General features: G+C 54.0%; 16 protein-coding genes and 1 other RNA gene. 10 read left to right on the top strand and 7 right to left on the bottom strand.

From position 1 onward, the window contains the following. Positions 1-83: 83 nt before the first annotated feature. Both AVO44_RS00350 and AVO44_RS00345 read right to left on the bottom strand, forming a co-directional pair. Positions 84-788: a DUF1326 domain-containing protein gene (locus tag AVO44_RS00350; RefSeq protein ID WP_068331141.1), complete on the bottom strand. Its 705-nt coding sequence runs from the start codon at positions 786-788 to the stop codon at positions 84-86. Positions 789-792: 4 nt separating this feature from the next. After that, the gene (locus tag AVO44_RS00345; RefSeq protein WP_068331139.1) at positions 793-1,584 is read right to left on the bottom strand and encodes a DUF2182 domain-containing protein; all 792 of its coding nucleotides are present in this window, start codon (positions 1,582-1,584) and stop codon (positions 793-795) included. A gap of 86 nt (positions 1,585-1,670) precedes the next feature. Here AVO44_RS00345 and AVO44_RS00340 point away from each other — a divergent pair, with 86 nt between their 5' ends. From AVO44_RS00340 to AVO44_RS00315, 6 genes are all read left to right on the top strand, one after another. After that, the gene (locus tag AVO44_RS00340) at positions 1,671-2,399 is read left to right on the top strand and encodes a FadR/GntR family transcriptional regulator (RefSeq protein WP_068331138.1); all 729 of its coding nucleotides are present in this window, start codon (positions 1,671-1,673) and stop codon (positions 2,397-2,399) included. A 13-nt stretch (positions 2,400-2,412) separates the two neighbouring features. Then, positions 2,413-2,775 (top strand): DUF4345 family protein, encoded by a 363-nt coding sequence (locus tag AVO44_RS00335; protein ID WP_068331136.1) that lies wholly within the window; start codon positions 2,413-2,415, stop codon positions 2,773-2,775. Positions 2,776-2,811: 36 nt separating this feature from the next. Continuing rightward, positions 2,812-3,159: a transfer-messenger RNA gene (gene ssrA / locus AVO44_RS00330) on the top strand. A gap of 100 nt (positions 3,160-3,259) precedes the next feature. Next, on the top strand, positions 3,260-3,691 hold the full coding sequence (locus tag AVO44_RS00325; protein ID WP_068331134.1) for an ester cyclase: 432 nt from the start codon (positions 3,260-3,262) through the stop codon (positions 3,689-3,691). Positions 3,692-4,143: 452 nt separating this feature from the next. Continuing rightward, the gene (gene chrA / locus AVO44_RS00320) at positions 4,144-5,397 is read left to right on the top strand and encodes a chromate efflux transporter (RefSeq protein WP_068331132.1); all 1,254 of its coding nucleotides are present in this window, start codon (positions 4,144-4,146) and stop codon (positions 5,395-5,397) included. Between the two features lie 76 nt (positions 5,398-5,473). Further along, a complete protein-coding gene (locus AVO44_RS00315; protein ID WP_068331130.1) occupies positions 5,474-5,935 on the top strand; it encodes an SspB family protein in 462 nt (153 codons plus the stop codon). A gap of 13 nt (positions 5,936-5,948) precedes the next feature. Here the strand turns inward: AVO44_RS00315 and AVO44_RS00310 are convergent, their stop codons facing one another. After that, complete coding sequence (locus tag AVO44_RS00310) at positions 5,949-6,512, bottom strand: hypothetical protein (protein WP_319003896.1); 564 nt, start codon at positions 6,510-6,512, stop codon at positions 5,949-5,951. A 197-nt stretch (positions 6,513-6,709) separates the two neighbouring features. Here AVO44_RS00310 and fumC point away from each other — a divergent pair, with 197 nt between their 5' ends. The 3 genes from fumC to AVO44_RS00295 are packed head-to-tail and all read left to right on the top strand — an operon-like array spanning position 6,710 to position 8,492. Continuing rightward, a complete protein-coding gene (gene fumC / locus AVO44_RS00305; RefSeq protein WP_068331125.1) occupies positions 6,710-8,104 on the top strand; it encodes a class II fumarate hydratase in 1,395 nt (464 codons plus the stop codon). Continuing rightward, the gene (locus tag AVO44_RS00300) at positions 8,104-8,280 is read left to right on the top strand and encodes a DUF4169 family protein (protein ID WP_068331123.1); all 177 of its coding nucleotides are present in this window, start codon (positions 8,104-8,106) and stop codon (positions 8,278-8,280) included. Before fumC ends, AVO44_RS00300 begins: the two co-directional genes overlap by 1 nt. Then, positions 8,277-8,492, top strand: a complete 216-nt coding sequence (locus AVO44_RS00295; protein ID WP_068331121.1) for a ribbon-helix-helix domain-containing protein — start codon at positions 8,277-8,279, stop codon at positions 8,490-8,492. Before AVO44_RS00300 ends, AVO44_RS00295 begins: the two co-directional genes overlap by 4 nt. Positions 8,493-8,664: 172 nt before the next feature. Here the strand turns inward: AVO44_RS00295 and AVO44_RS00290 are convergent, their stop codons facing one another. From AVO44_RS00290 to AVO44_RS00275, 4 genes are all read right to left on the bottom strand, one after another. After that, entirely contained in the window at positions 8,665-9,549 is an 885-nt protein-coding gene (locus AVO44_RS00290; protein ID WP_068332541.1) for a fructose bisphosphate aldolase, read from the bottom strand. Positions 9,550-9,622: 73 nt separating this feature from the next. Next, positions 9,623-10,972 (bottom strand): cytochrome P450, encoded by a 1,350-nt coding sequence (locus tag AVO44_RS00285; protein WP_068331118.1) that lies wholly within the window; start codon positions 10,970-10,972, stop codon positions 9,623-9,625. Beyond that, a complete protein-coding gene (locus tag AVO44_RS00280; protein WP_068331116.1) occupies positions 10,969-12,183 on the bottom strand; it encodes an alpha/beta hydrolase family protein in 1,215 nt (404 codons plus the stop codon). The genes AVO44_RS00285 and AVO44_RS00280 overlap by 4 nt, the downstream gene beginning before the upstream one ends. A 63-nt stretch (positions 12,184-12,246) precedes the next feature. Continuing rightward, positions 12,247-12,999 carry a cytochrome c biogenesis CcdA family protein gene (locus AVO44_RS00275; RefSeq protein WP_068331114.1) on the bottom strand — a complete coding sequence of 251 codons (753 nt, stop codon included), beginning with the start codon at positions 12,997-12,999 and terminating at the stop codon, positions 12,247-12,249. 105 nt (positions 13,000-13,104) lie between these two features. On the opposite strand from AVO44_RS00275, the gene AVO44_RS00270 reads away from it, so the two are divergent. Next, on the top strand, positions 13,105-13,338 hold the full coding sequence (locus AVO44_RS00270) for a sulfurtransferase TusA family protein (RefSeq protein ID WP_068331112.1): 234 nt from the start codon (positions 13,105-13,107) through the stop codon (positions 13,336-13,338). The last annotated feature ends 29 nt before the right edge of the window (positions 13,339-13,367 follow it).

Genomic DNA, 13,367 nt, shown 5'->3' with positions numbered 1-13,367 from the left:
GAATACTGTAAGGTATTGGTACAACCTACTGTTTACAAACAGATTATATTGCAGAACGTCTGGCTTGCAAATCCCCGAGATCATTACTTGGGACCATGCCAGTCAATTGGACAAATCTCGGCCGATTTACCACCGAAATCCCACACACGGCCATAATCTCGTACCTTGGACTTGGTTCCCCGCGCAACGATGATGTCCGGACCCATCCAGTATTTCGAGTTTGAAACCATCACGGGGTGATCGGCATCTTTACCCGCCAGCATCTCGATCTCACCCTGAATCTTGCGCCCGATCACAATGCGGCGCTTGGTTCCATCCCGCTCAATCTGAACGGGCGCACGCTCGGCGCCTATGATCTCACTGACAAGCATGGTAAAGAGGCCCGTTGTACCGCCAGCTTGACCGCTGAAAATCTGCAACAGCCCGTTATAGGCCTTGCCGCTGGCGCGCTCGTCCACATATGCGGCCACTTTCCACTGTCCTTCACCCATCCGACCGGGAATATCGACCAGGAGCCCGACATTCAGCCCAGACAGGTCTTCACCTTCATAGTGGCCTTCATCGATGATCACTCCCATCCATGCGTGGCAATGCCCTTCGGTCGGAGGGTGCGCGCCAAGTGATACAACACATGGGCAAAATACATCGCAGGAGCAGTTCAGGATCAACTCGCCCTTGATAGCCCACTCAGTCGGGCTCATCTCTCTGCGCTTGGGATTCGGCATACGGCTGTCGATGCGCTGACTGATTGGTAATCTATCAGCATCCGGTTTCCTGTTTTTTGCCATTGGCTTATCCTCCGAAAGTAATGGGATAGATGAGCAGGACGAGCCCGCCTGCGATAAGAGCGAACCCCAACGGTCGCGTGATCACGTGCCCGATCTGGGGCAACTTTTCCAAAACCATAAAAAACGTCGCCAGCCCCATCCATAGCAGGCTCATGACGCCACCGACAAAGCCAAGCGCCATAAAGCCCCAGCAACAGCCGACACAGAACGCCCCCAACCCGAGCCCCATGCGAAGACCGCCGACGAACCCGGTTCGCCAGTGCCCCAGGAAATATGTCATAGGTGCATGGCAGACACCGTGGCAGACCTCTTTCGCGCGGGTGAACTGGAATGCACCAACAGCGATCATCAGGCCACCCGCCACAAGACTGGATTTTGCTATCCCCAGCATATCGACGACACCACCAAACAGCAGAACCAGTTGAACACTGGCAATCAGCGCCGCGAAACCGACCCAAACCGCCAGATACCCTCCCAGAACGCCAAGCCAGCCTGCGCGCGAGCCGTTTGCGCTTCGGATCAGGTCCTCATAGCTGCGCAATGTTGGCACCAGGGTGGGAAGCATCATCGCTGCCATCATGATGGCCCACATCCAAAACAATGGACCAAATTCTGCCATGGGCATGTACATGTCCATGCGCGGGTCCATCGCCGCCATAGCCTGTCCCATTGGTCCTGGACGTCCGATCCAGTCCAGATCCATTTTGCGGCTCATGGTGAACATCATCCACCACGCCCATAGAATCAGGACATAAAATCCCAGCCACAATCCACTGCGTAGAACCGCGCGACTCACGTCTTCCTCCCGACTCAGTTCTTGCTTTTGAAATGTCAGACTTTTAAATGTCAGACAAATAAAAAGTCACGTGTGGTCGTCATATTATGAAAACTAACTCTCAGAGACCTGCGGATTTGTCCGCACAGATTGCGCAGGCCATTCGCGATGCAATTGTCTCGGGCAAGTTGATCGTGGATGAACGTTTGCCGTCAGAGGCAGAGCTGTCGGAGCAGTTTCAGGTTTCGCGCCCTACTGTGCGTGAGGCTTTGAAACGGCTGGCCGCTCAATCCCTGATCCGAACGCAACGCGGCGCAAGTGGCGGTGCGTTTGTAAATCGCCTGAGTTTTGAGGGCGCGTATTCTCAGCAAATCACAACCTCGACCCTGTTGTTGTCAATGAATGCGGTGAGTTTTGATACCGCGTGTGAAGCTCGGTTCGCGTTGGAGCGCGCGTGCGCGCCCCTATCCGCGCAGCGCCGCTCGGCAGGTCATCTGGCGACGATGCGAGAGGAGATTCACCGCCAGTCGCAACCGGACCTGACTGATGAGGCTTTCTGCGCCTCTGACGTGGCGTTTCATCGAGCGCTCGTCGATGGAGCGGGTAATCCAGTGCTATCGTATCAACTGGCCGGGGCTGTTGAGGCCATGCAACCCTTGATGAACATGATCACTTTTTCTGCCCGTTCGCGCGAAGCAATTATCGCCCTGCACGATCAGATTGCGGATGCGTTGGAGGACGGAGACGCGCAAAACGTGGATGCAGCGTTGGTTGCGCTTGAAAACTATACTCGACAACTGGCGCAGGATGTCGCGAAACAACGCAGAAAACCTTAATAGGAATAATGAGATGACAAATGTCATTAATGTAATCGCGGCGCTCTTGACAGTTGGGTTCGGCATGTTCGGCTTTCTGGCGCCCAGCTTTACGGCGACCTCTTTGGATCTTGCTCCAACGAACAGCACCATGGGGCTGAGTGAGATGCGTGCCTCGGTCGGAGGATTGTTTGTCGTCACCGGCCTTGCCGTTATCTGGCTGAATAATCCTATGGCCTACGCCATGCTGGGCGTTGTCTATGCGGGCGCCGCGTTGGGGCGGTTTGTTTCGGTTGCCTTGGACAATCCCCCGCTGGTCAAAGCGTTGACGTTCGGAGGAATAGAATTGGTCCTGGCGTTGTGGCTGATTCTGGCCAACTTTAGCCGAGACGTGTAACCTACTGTATTTAATGCTTTGGGTGTTTGAAATTCGACAATTGCATCCACGCGACCGCTCACCTATATAGAAAGGGTCCTTCGGGACTATGGACATAAACGCGCTCGTAATAAGCGGATCGGACCCGGGGGCGGTACCCGGCGGCTCCACCAAAAATCCTTCGTTTGGGGATCATGGGGCCGAAATAGGATCGACGAACGTCTAAAGGGGTTAGCTTTGTCTCGGCTGTCTGCCACCGTTATCGGCGAAACTAGTACAATTGCAAACGACAATCGTGCTCCGGTTGCAGTTGCTGCGTAAGCAGTAACAAGACCGAAATCTAAGCCCTTGCGCCTAGCCGCGTAAGGCGGGGTTCGCAGGTACCTGGCAACAGAAACCTGCACTTTCCCTGTAATGTCTGCTGTTTAACGATTTTCGTGTTCACGTTTATCGTTTTTTTACTGTCACGTTTCATCCTAACGCCTAGAGGTAAAGGAGAGCCGGGATGTCACACGCAGATCTACTTAGGAACTGGTTTGCTGAGGTTTGGGAAAACGGAAACACTGACGTCATCGACCAATACTTTGCTCCGGAGACGATGGCCCAAGGGTTGATCCCCGAAATGCAGGTTGGGGCGGATGACTTTGAGGATCTCGTCACGGCCTTCCGGCACGTTCTTGGGGATATCAAAGTTGAGCTTCCTAAAATTCTGGAAGATGGTGATTGGGTTTCTGCAATTGTCCACCTTAAAACGACACGCGCGGACAATGGTGCCCCTTTGCAAGCCACAGGCAGCGTTATCGCACGCGTCAGGGATAATCGCGTGGTTGAGGTATATAACCAGTTCGATTTCATTTCCTTATTCGAACAGCTTGGGCAATTCCCGAAGGATACTCTGCCCGTCTGCATGACGGGTCAACGGCTGGATTGGGCCTGAGGGCAATCTTGACCCGTTCCGCGGTTGACCTTATGCAAACCCTGTGGGGTTAGATTGCGAACGCCCCGTTCGGCTGGAGAAAAAGGTTCGCATGTATCCGTTGAAACCACGAGACATGCTTTGCCTGCGGCCGACCTAATTGCTCAGAATCAAATGATTTACTTGGTCGGCGTACTGCCTATTCCGACGGGGATTGTTATTCCTCAGCGGGCGAAATCTGTTTCTGAACCGCAGTTCGTTTTCGCATGTAGAAGAGATTCAGAGGTTACCTGGACGAGTGTAACCCCCGATAACACGGGTGCTTCAGAAAATCACAGGCCGTTGGCGAGTTCTTTAGGTTTACCACTCCCAGGAAACGAGGAGCGCCTGAACCTGCGCAGCAGTATCCCTATGGGTTACTGCACGTTAGGTGAAATCAGAGACAGCGATCACTGTCCGACGGTTCGCCTGTCATGACACCAACAATCGCCGACCTTGTTCGAGTATTCAGCCGCATCGGCCTGCTGTCTTTTGGTGGACCAGCAGCGCAGATTTCACTGATGCATCAGGAATTGGTTGAGCGGCGCCCGTGGCTTGATGAACAGACCTATCTACGGGCGTTGTCGCTTTGCATGCTCCTACCTGGGCCCGAGGCTATGCAACTGGCAACCTATGCCGGATGGCGCCTGCGCGGCGTCAGCGGTGGGTTGATCGCGGGCACTTTGTTCGTGTTGCCGGGGGCGATGGTAATTGCGATCCTAGTCGCTCTTTACGCCGCTTACGGAGACCTTCCCTTGGTCCAAGCGGGCTTTTTGGGCGTAAAGGCGACTGTGATCGTCATTGTGTTGCAAGCCGTCAGAACGTTGTGGGGCAAAGCACTGACAGACGCATGGCACTGGGCCGTAGCGGCGCTGGCATTCATGGCTATCTTTTTGTTGAACCTGCCCTTCCCACTGATCATTCTTGTCGCCGCGATTTGGGGATACGTCAAATTTGACGGCAAGGCGGAGATCGTCTATCGCCCCCCTGCCCCTGAGGCTTCGGGCATATTCCAAACCGCAGCGCTGTGGCTGGTTCTCTGGTTGGGGCCGCTTATGGCTTTGACTTTATCAGGCCAAAAGCTGCTCAGCGATTTAGGCTGGTTTTTCGCCCGACTTGCAGTCGTCACGTTTGGCGGTGCTTACGCAGTACTGGCTTATCTGTCACAGACCGTTGTGGACAAGTATCAATGGATCACTACGGACCAGATGATCGACGCGCTGGGCTTGGCTGAAACAACGCCGGGACCGCTGATTTTGGTGACACAGTTTGTCGCCATGTTGGCTGGTCAGATCAGCGGCGGTGCGTCATTGGCCATAGCCGCAGGCTTGGTCGCGCTGTGGGCGACCTTTGTTCCGTGCTTCCTTTGGATTTTCCTTGCGGCACCACATCTGGATCAATTGGCCGCCCGACCTCGCTTGTCTGCCGCGCTCCGCGGTATCACCGCAGCTGTCGTGGGTGTGATTCTCAACCTGTCCGTGTGGTTCGGTCTGAACGTTCTTTTCCAAGATATACCCGAATTAGTCTGGGGGCCATTTACCATTCCATGGCCTGATCTCGCCAGCCTGAACCCCACCGCGCTGGTTCTCACGGTTCTTGCTGGGGTGCTGATTTTTAAGTTTAAATTCGGGATGGTTACTGCCTTGGCAATCATGACAGGGATCGGTCTAGGACTGCATTTTCTTTAAACAATACTCGCATTCCTGGTCTTTCGTTTCCGTCGAAATCCCCTATGCTGAGTGCAACCACTTTTGAGGATGACACATGTCGCAAGACATCGACTATGGGAACTTGATGCACACCGCGATGCGCGGGCTCATCAAGACGGTTTTGACCAGCGTTGCCGATAACGGCCTGCCGGGCGCACATCATTTCTTTATCACCTTCGACACCCGCGAAGACGGAGTACAGCTGGCTGACTGGTTGCGTGATCGCTACCCCGAAGAAATGACGATCGTTATGCAGCATTGGTTCGAAAACCTTGAGGTCGGAGACGACGGGTTTGCAATAACACTGAACTTTGGTGACGCGCCGGAACCGCTGTATATCCCATACGCATCGATTAAGACCTTTGTAGATCCGTCGGTCGAGTTCGGTTTGCGCTTTGAAAGCCCGGAAGAGGAAGAGGAAGTCGAAGCTGTTGTCGAAGAGGACTCGATCGAGGTTGAAGAAGAACCCGGACAACATGATGCTGAAGTCGTGTCGCTAGACAGCTTCCGTAAGTAGCAGTCGATTCAGTTTACTGTTTCTTCAAAAACGTTTCGACTGAGCGCGATTTAACTCCATTGCGGAACCGCGAAAACGACAGATTTAGCCCGCCCTCAGCCAGAGTGCGGTCGTACTGCTGCAATTCGTAACCCCCGGTCTCGTCGATAAAAAGCGAAAACACCGTCAGAGTACCACCGTCAATCCGGCCCCACACAAAGGGCTCGCCCTGCATTGGGTCAAGTGGAACTTCATGCCCGAAGACGTTAAGCTTCATCGCGGCGGAAAACACATCTGCCCGGTCGGATTCTTTGAAATCTATCGAAAATTTCTGATTTTTGATCCGGCCATCGGCTTTGTATGTGGTCGTCGTCCAGCTAACGTTAAAGCCGTTTTTCCGCTCTTGAATTGATACGCTCATATCTCGCGGCGTTTCGGTTCCGTCATTGTCGACGACATTTGCCGAGCCAATGTAATCACCAACGAAAGGTGAAATGTCAGCAGCATGGCTTGGACGTCCGATCAAAACGGCAAGAAAAAGCGCGCCGATACAAAAGACGAAGCATTTCAGGGGGTAAGTCCGAACCAAATTGCTCACCTTAGCCTCCATTAAAGTGATCATTTTTATTGTAGCTTACACACAAGCGCGCACAATGCGATTCACGCGAAAAATTCACTGGTTCTTCCACCTATACCTCTGGCGCCCTTAAGTTTATGGTGCGCGCAACTGGCCGATTGCACCTAAGCCCTGTTGCAGATAAACGGCATGCAACTGCATACACGACGGAGTGACAGATGTCTCAAACCCGCACCGAATCCGACAGCTTTGGCCCGTTGGAAGTCCCCTCAGACAAGTATTGGGGTGCGCAAACTCAGCGCTCGATCATGAATTTCCCGATTGGCTGGGAAAAACAGCCTGTAGCCATCGTCCGCGCGCTGGGCGTGATCAAAAAAGCGTGCGCGATGGAAAACAAGGCCACCGGGAAGCTGGATGCAAAGATCGCCGACGCAATCATCCAAGCAGCGGGTGAGGTGATCGAAGGCAAGTTTGACGACAACTTCCCTTTGGTCGTGTGGCAAACGGGTTCGGGCACGCAGTCAAACATGAACTCCAACGAGGTGATCGCCAACCGCGCGATTGAGATTCTGGGTGGCGTGATCGGCTCTAAGGACCCTGTTCATCCGAACGACCACTGTAATATGGGGCAATCGTCGAACGACACGTTCCCGACCGCGATGCACATCGCCACCGCGATGAGCGTGCGCGACGTGCTGATGCCAGGTCTCGAAAAATTCGCCTCGGCGCTGGAAGCCAAGGCAAAAGAGTTTGCAGGCATCATCAAGATCGGTCGGACCCACACCCAGGATGCGACGCCGCTGACGCTTGAACAGGAATTCGGCGGGTATGCACATCAAATCCGACAAGGCATTGCCCGGGTTAAGGCATGTATGCCTGGTATCTATGAATTGGCACAAGGCGGTACAGCCGTTGGTACTGGCCTTAATACCCACAACGGTTGGGACGAAGCTGTTGCCAATAACATGGCTGAGATCACCGACCTGCCCTTCGTCACCGCCCCCAACAAGTTCGAGGCGCTTGCGGCGCATGACGCCATGGTGTTCCTGTCTGGTGCTTTGGCGACGGTGGCTGGTTCCTGCTACAAGATCGCTAACGACATTCGGTTGCTGGGTTCGGGTCCGCGTTCGGGTTTGGGTGAGCTGATCTTGCCGGAAAACGAGCCCGGTTCTTCGATCATGCCCGGAAAGGTAAATCCGACGCAGGCTGAGGCGCTTACGCAGGTGGGCGCACATGTCATTGGCAACGACGCCGCGATAAAATTTGCCGGCTCGCAAGGTCACTTCCAGTTGAACGTCTATAACCCGATGATGTCTTACAACCTGTTGCAGTCCATTCAATTGCTGGGCGACGCCACCGACAGCTTTACCGAGCGGATGTTGATTGGCATCAAAGCCAACGAACCGCGCATCGACAAGCTGATGAAAGAATCTCTGATGCTTGTGACTGCGCTGGCACCGACCATCGGTTATGACAACGCTACGAAGGTCGCCAAAACTGCGCATAAGAACGGCACGACCCTCAAGGAAGAAGCCATCGCGCTGGGTTTTGTGGATGAAGCAACTTTTGACGCTGTTGTCCGCCCCGAACATATGATCGGTCCCAAAGACTGATGGGAAAGCCGGTCAACCTGAACCGGTACAGAAAACAAAAAGCGCGGGCTCAGAAAAAAGCCCGCGCAGATCAAAACGCTGTCAAGTTCGGGCGAAGCAAGGTTCAAAGGGTCGAGGAAGAATTCGATCAAAACAAGCAGCGCCGCGATCTGGACAATCATGAGCTGGACGAATGAGCGGTCGGCCGGTCAAACGTTCACTGACCCTGAAAGGGCATCGCACCTCTGTTTCCCTTGAGGACGAGTTTTGGCAGGCATTCCGCGAAATCGCCGATCAAAAAAATATGGCAATCAATGCCTTGGCCGCTGAAATTGATGTGAAGCGTGATCCAAATATTGGCTTGGCATCCGCGATCCGCGTGTTTGTCCTGAATTGGTATCGCGCCTAGCCAGCGTCCTTCACATTCCGCATCTTTCAAAACCTTAGGATGGCGCAAACTGCCGCAGCTAGATGTTTGACGGTCTTTGCTTATCCTCAGCTCATTTCGAGATGAAAACTCGCCAGTAACATGCTGTAAACAAACGAAGTTGCAAAGACAAAGACCGAAAAATGCCCATAATCTACTGGACCGAAGCGCGGAATATCTTGTCGATATTGCCCCCCAACGCAGCGTTGAATTCGCTATCCGATTGCTGTTTCGACAGACCTTCGGTCAAAGCACGTGAAAATGAGGCAATCATTTTGCTGTTCTGTCCCAGCAGGTCACAGGCTTGCTGCGTTGAGTAACCGCCGGAAAGTGCCACGACACGTAACACACGCGGGTGATCAGCCACCTCATCAAAAAGGTTGGCTTTGCTTGGGAGCGTCAACTTCAGCATGACCTCTTGGCCTTCTTCCAGTTGGTCGAGATTCTTCAAAATTTCGGCTTTCAGGATGTCTTCCGCTTCGGCCTTGGTGGCAGAATTGATATTCACTTCGGGCTCGATAATCGGAACCATGCCGGCTGCAACGACCTCGCGGGCCACGTCGAACTGCTGGGCAACCACTGCTGCGATACCTTCAGCGTTAGCTTCGTGAATGACCGAGCGTTCCTTGGTGCCGAACACATTCTTTGCCTTTGCAAGGGTATCTGCCAGGCCCGGTATCGGTTTCATCAACTGAACACCGTTAGCTTGTTCTTCCAAGCCTTTGTCGATCTTGAGGAATGGAACGATACCCTTCTGCGTCCAAAGGTAGTCGGCGACCTTGCGGCCCTCAATCTCTTCTCCGAGTGTACGTTCGAACAGGATGGCACCGATGACTTTGTCCTTTGTAAAGTCGTCAGCTAGAATGATACGCGCACGCATCTTCTGGATTTCATCAAACATCTCTTCGTCAGAGTTGTAATCAGACGCCGCAACCCCGTAGAGAGCCAGCGCCTTGGGTGTCGATCCACCGCTTTGATCCAGGGCTGCAATGAAACCCGCGCCATTGGACATCTGCTTGCGCTGTTCTGCTTTGGACATAACCATTTCCTGTTCAACAATGATTCCGCGTTTTTTATTCGCATACAGCAAGGTGACGGGCGATGGTAGGATGTTAGCGCTCAACCAAGCGCAACCAAATTCCGTCCTTCGAGCGCACGGTCAGATGCGCCACCGGAACCGGCGTGCGCCCCTCAACCAGTTCGAACCTAAAGTTCCGTAGGAGCATCGAAAGCAGCAAGGGCCCTTCGACCATCGCAAACCCAGCGCCAGTGCAGACACGCGGGCCGGTAGAAAACGGGATGTAAGCGTTGCGCTGGCAGGTTTTTCCGTTTTCGGTGTCCCATCTGATGGGATCAAAGTCATCAGGTCGGTCCCACAAACGCTCATGCCGGTGCAGGTGCCATGGGCTGATTATGATTTGCGAGCCTTTGGCGACCTCCCGACCCCGGAACTGTTCCGGGCACGACGCCTCTCGCACCATCATCGGAACCGGTGGATAAAGCCGCAGAGCTTCACGGAAAACATCCCGGCTGAGTTTAAGTTTCGGCAGACTGCCAAAGCTGGGATCGTCCAAAACGGCGGCCTCAGAAAACAGACGCTCCTGCCATTCAGGGTAAAGCGCCATCAAGTACAGTGTCCAAGCCAGCGCGGATGCGCTTGTCTCATGACCGGCGAGAAAGAAGATGGCCACCTGATCCACCATCTCATTCGTATCAAAGCAACGCCCGGTTTCCGGGTCCGGTGTAGTCATGATCTTTGTGGCCAGATCATCCGGTGCTTGTCCTGCGGCGATTTGCTTTGCGCGTTCGGACGTCATTCGGCTGATCAATGCCCTAATCTCACGCGCGTTTCGGCGGGTATTGCGCGCGTGTAATCTTGGCATCCATCGCGGCACGGGAATGAAGGCCGCCAGGTTCAGCAAAGGTTGTTGCCGCTGATACGCCCTGAACTTTTCAAAGACTTGTGCAGCCACTTGATGCTGGATAGGCACGGAAAAAAGCGTTCGGAAGATTACGTCCGCCGCAGCGTGGCTAGTGATTTCTTCGCATTCTACCACTTTGCCGCCCTGCCCTCTCAGGCGCGCGACGCAAGCTTGTGCCGCTTGTAGCATGGCCGGAAAGGTGTCCTTCAACCGCCCACCTTCAAACGCAGGATCGATAATCCGGCGCTGGCGTTTCCATGTCTCGCCGTTGGTTAAAAAGACCGACTCCCCAAGCAATGGGCGCAACCCTTCGCTTATGCGCCCAGATTTGGGAAAATCGTCTGGGCGCTGTCTGAGGACCGTATCCACAAGCTCGGGCTGGTTAATCAGATAGGACCGAAAGAAGGGTGTGCGAAACTCGGCCATCCATGCGCGATAGAGGCGCTGAGGTTGAGCCGACAGCAAGTCTTTGCGAAATAGCTTCAGATAGCGCCAGAGCGAGACGTTGTCTGATCGCGATGTCGGCTTTGGTGGCCTCATCCGCGCACCGACCGGTATTTCGAAACGGCATGATCAATGCGTGACTTCGACGGGTTTCGCCCGCTGAATCGCTGGCCCAAAGTGAGCGGCCCGGCGGTGATGCGGAAATAGTCATAAACGCCCGGTCGGTCGAACGCGCAAAGATACTGGAAATGCAGCTGAAAAAACCTCCAGCGCAGCTCCTGCCAACGTTCAGGCGACAGCGTCTGAGTAAAAGCCGCGGATAGAACCAACGGCCAACGTTTCTGTTCGGTTGCCACACCACTGACACTGACCGGATCGCACAACGCAAAGGCGCATCCATCACCGGGCGCTGAGATATCGACCCATGTCAGGGCGCGTTGGATTGAAAGAAATTGCAAGTCGGTCCGCAGATCCTGAGCGTCAGGAAGGAATGAGACCATCGGAACAACCTGTCCCAGCGTCAGGAACGACAGCTTTGGCCCATCAGGCGGCAAACCTCGGTCGCGGATCAATTCTGCCAATGCGATCACTCCAAGATGCGCCCCTGAAGAATGCCCAACCACCAGAACTTCGTCCACATCGGTCTCAAGCGCCGCTCTGATATGATCCTTGAATTCGACAAGACGCTGCTTTAGCTCGGCAGGAACAGCACCTCGCAAGGCCGCAGAATAGGCGTAGTCATGCATAAGGTAGTAGGCGAAAAGGCGGTTGTCCTTCTTGCGAAACCAATACAGCAGCGCCCATGCTGCGATGATCGCTACAGCAATTCCTGGCGAGCCCATGACGGGCCAGAGCAGCATCGTGACACCAAAGGCCAAAGCGAGTGCTAACCCGAGTTGCACGATCAGCATGACAACGGGATAAAGTGCTGCAATCACCGGCCCCTTACGAAGGCTCATCAGAGATTTTAGGGCACCAGAGGCAACATAAATCCATGCCGTCCGAAAAAGCTGCATATATGTTGCAGGGATCGAGGTTGCCATGCTGTCGCGCACGATATCGGACCAGACCAAAACCTGAACGTCCGCCTCAACTTCAAAACCGTCCTGAGACGATTGAACATGCCAGCCGTAAGTCGTGTCGCTCGGCTTCGGTGAAATCGAAATCTCGTACCTCGAGATCTTCGCCTGCATCTGACTTTCTTTGCGGTACAACTCTCGGTATCGCCGCGGGTGAATGGGATCGTAGCCGGGAATGTAGAACACCCGACGCCTGCGCACCTGCGGCTGATTGTTTTGACTGCTCATGGCCTTACCTTCTGCTGCGCAGATTAGCGCAGCGTTGCCGACAAGGTAAGTCAGATCAGCAGATCACCCGAAATTGGCCAATGCCGGGAAGGTCTCAAGCAGCCACCAGCTGAACTCGGTAAACAGACCCGTAATCAGCATGATACCAACGAACAGCAGTAGCCCGCCCATGACTTTTTCGATCGTCGCCATGTGTGGCTTGATACGGTTCATCACCGACATCGACCGGTTCAGGAACATTGCGGCCAGCAAAAACGGAATACCAAGACCGGCAGCATATACGCCCAACAGCAATGTACCGCGCGCAACCGATGCTTCGGACGCCGCCAAAGATAGGATTGCACCGAGTTGAGGGCCAATGCACGGCGTCCAGCCAAAGGCAAAAGCCAGACCGAGAATGTACGCACCGAACACCGAACCACCCGAGTCTCCGGTCTCGATCCGCGCTTCGCGATCAAGGAAGGGGATGCGGAAGACGTTCAGGAAGTGCAAACCAAAGACAATGACCACAGCGCCTGAAAGCTTGGCGAACAGCACCTGGTTCTGCAACACAAACGCCCCAAAGGCGGATGCGGTAAAGCCAAGCAGCAGAAATACGGTCGACAATCCAAGCACAAAGAACAATGCCGTCAAAGTTGCTTTGCGCCTCGCTTGCGCCTCGTCCTTCATCTCGTTGATTGAAACGCCGCTCATATACGCAAGGTACGGCGGTACAATGGGCAGAACGCAGGGCGACAAAAAGCTGATCAGGCCGCCAAGCAGCGCGATGAACATGGCAGGAAGCAAGCCTGCGTCTATGATATCTATTCCGAACATGTTTCAGCACATAGGATATCAAATTCGCTGCGTCACCGGGCCATTCGGTCACATCCTCGTGGTTGCGTGCTGGACACAAAGTAAAAGTGAAAATATCTGAGTGATATGTCTAATCCTAACGAAACACTCGACGCGTTGGGCCTTTTGTGTCCTTTGCCCGTCCTGAAAGCCAGAAAACGCCTTAAATCCTTGCCTGCGGGGGCCGTTTTACGCGTGCTTGCGGATGATCCGGCCGCTATTGTGGACGTTCCGCATTTTTGTGCAGAAAGCGGGCATCAACTGCTTTCACAAGAAGATGCCGATGGACACCAAGTCTATCTAATACAGAAAGCAGGTTAGGTCGCAGAAGCGATCTGATCAAAAAAGGC

Origin of the sequence: Ruegeria profundi, assembly GCF_001507545.1 — a bacterium.
GTDB classification, from domain to species: Bacteria; Pseudomonadota; Alphaproteobacteria; order Rhodobacterales; family Rhodobacteraceae; genus Ruegeria; species Ruegeria profundi.
This window is presented reverse-complemented; position numbering and strand designations above follow the sequence as displayed.

Excerpts from the sequence above, each read along its gene's own strand:
- chrA (WP_068331132.1), top strand. The coding sequence starts at position 4,144 with ATGACACCAACAATCGCCGACCTTGTTCGAGTATTCAGCCGCATCGGC.
- AVO44_RS00300 (WP_068331123.1), top strand. The coding sequence starts at position 8,104 with ATGGGAAAGCCGGTCAACCTGAACCGGTACAGAAAACAAAAAGCGCGG.
- AVO44_RS00280 (WP_068331116.1), bottom strand. The coding sequence starts at position 12,183 with ATGAGCAGTCAAAACAATCAGCCGCAGGTGCGCAGGCGTCGGGTGTTC.
- AVO44_RS00335 (WP_068331136.1), top strand. The coding sequence starts at position 2,413 with ATGACAAATGTCATTAATGTAATCGCGGCGCTCTTGACAGTTGGGTTC.
- AVO44_RS00325 (WP_068331134.1), top strand. The coding sequence starts at position 3,260 with ATGTCACACGCAGATCTACTTAGGAACTGGTTTGCTGAGGTTTGGGAA.
- AVO44_RS00275 (WP_068331114.1), bottom strand. The coding sequence starts at position 12,999 with ATGTTCGGAATAGATATCATAGACGCAGGCTTGCTTCCTGCCATGTTC.
- AVO44_RS00350 (WP_068331141.1), bottom strand. The coding sequence starts at position 788 with ATGGCAAAAAACAGGAAACCGGATGCTGATAGATTACCAATCAGTCAG.
- AVO44_RS00290 (WP_068332541.1), bottom strand. The coding sequence starts at position 9,549 with ATGTCCAAAGCAGAACAGCGCAAGCAGATGTCCAATGGCGCGGGTTTC.
- AVO44_RS00340 (WP_068331138.1), top strand. The coding sequence starts at position 1,671 with ATGAAAACTAACTCTCAGAGACCTGCGGATTTGTCCGCACAGATTGCG.
- AVO44_RS00315 (WP_068331130.1), top strand. The coding sequence starts at position 5,474 with ATGTCGCAAGACATCGACTATGGGAACTTGATGCACACCGCGATGCGC.
- AVO44_RS00270 (WP_068331112.1), top strand. The coding sequence starts at position 13,105 with ATGTCTAATCCTAACGAAACACTCGACGCGTTGGGCCTTTTGTGTCCT.
- fumC (WP_068331125.1), top strand. The coding sequence starts at position 6,710 with ATGTCTCAAACCCGCACCGAATCCGACAGCTTTGGCCCGTTGGAAGTC.
- AVO44_RS00295 (WP_068331121.1), top strand. The coding sequence starts at position 8,277 with ATGAGCGGTCGGCCGGTCAAACGTTCACTGACCCTGAAAGGGCATCGC.
- AVO44_RS00285 (WP_068331118.1), bottom strand. The coding sequence starts at position 10,972 with ATGAGGCCACCAAAGCCGACATCGCGATCAGACAACGTCTCGCTCTGG.